Raw genomic sequence first — 1190 nt, 5'->3', positions numbered from 1 at the left:
ATCCGCTCAAAAGCGGAGAGTAGACGCGATCCGCCGACAGTTTACAAGCGCTGCTCTATGTCATTGAAAGTAAACGTGTTCTTTCGCGGCCGCGATTCGCCGGTCACGATGTGTATAACGACATGCCCACAACCCCCAACGAACAATTGGATACCCACTGACATCATCAAACACATCAATAAAATCATATGGCGCAATACAAATTGCCGAGGAATCTATTGGCAACGATATAAAAACACCAGGAGAATCACGTCCCTTAGGCTGATATATATCGTACACAAAGCCGCCATCTCGCGAATATTCTCTAGAGAATGCGTAGCGCGTCACGTCGACCACATACCCCTTAACAAATTGGCCGCCCTCATCGTAGACGAGTCTCTTCGCACCGCGCTGATAGTCAACCCTTAACCACTTGGAAACAAATTTGACGTTCTCCAGATCACCAGCATCCGCAACAATCTTGACGTCATTCAAAAACTGTTGCGGCGACCGAATTGGAAGTTCACAAGCAGGAGTAATCACACACGCGGACAAAAAGCCAGCAACCATTATTACCAGCATGATATTTTTCACATGCCTCCCCGCCCCCATTGGCATTACCTCATCGTTCGCAACAGCCCTTCTGGACCCGGCTCAATAAGCTTCATATCGCGACAGAAAACGGCGGTGCATCGACAGCAAGCATCGTGGCGCCTGCACTGGTTCGCTTGAATTTGCCGGCAGCCGTTTCAAAAGATATAAAAAGAATTGAAAGAAAACAAGCGCTTCGCAAATTTTCATACAAGTACGAATTCCCATAGAAAATTCGTACTTTTACCGACCCCTCACACTCATCACCAACGCAATCAAATTTGCAGCAACACGACGATCTAATCCACACAAAGTTCTAACTCGTCTGACCATTCTTCCCTCAAACGAATCTCCACCATCCATACATCAATCAACTCCATTGGCCCGAAAATGAAAAAGCCGGCACTTGGCCGGCTTCTTCACAAGAAGGAGAAACGCAATCTGTCGTTATCTACGGTGCGCAGTCAGCACACCGCAACAACATCACCTCCTTAGAGACGGATTCAAAAAGGCTGCTCCGTCCGTCTGAAGATGTTCCAGCAGACGAGGCAGCAACCGAGTTTGAGAAATGCTTCGTGAATGTCGGCCCGACGTTCAAAGCGAATGCGAAGACGACGGAA

1 protein-coding gene and 1 pseudogene are annotated in these 1190 nt (G+C 48.1%); both read right to left on the bottom strand.

Features of this window, described 5'->3' with window-relative positions:
* Positions 1 to 60 precede the first annotated feature (60 nt).
* Positions 61 to 573 carry a hypothetical protein gene (locus DID96_RS37745; RefSeq protein ID WP_124604396.1) on the bottom strand — a complete coding sequence of 171 codons (513 nt, stop codon included), beginning with the start codon at positions 571 to 573 and terminating at the stop codon, positions 61 to 63.
* 500 nt (positions 574 to 1073) lie between these two features.
* Positions 1074 to 1190: pseudogene (locus DID96_RS37740) on the bottom strand (IS5/IS1182 family transposase); the annotation flags it as partial.

The organism is Burkholderia sp. Bp8963, assembly GCF_003854275.1.
Classification (GTDB): domain Bacteria; phylum Pseudomonadota; class Gammaproteobacteria; order Burkholderiales; family Burkholderiaceae; genus Burkholderia.
The sequence above is the reverse complement of the archived record's forward strand: the minus strand, read 5'-3'. Positions and strand labels throughout refer to the sequence as shown.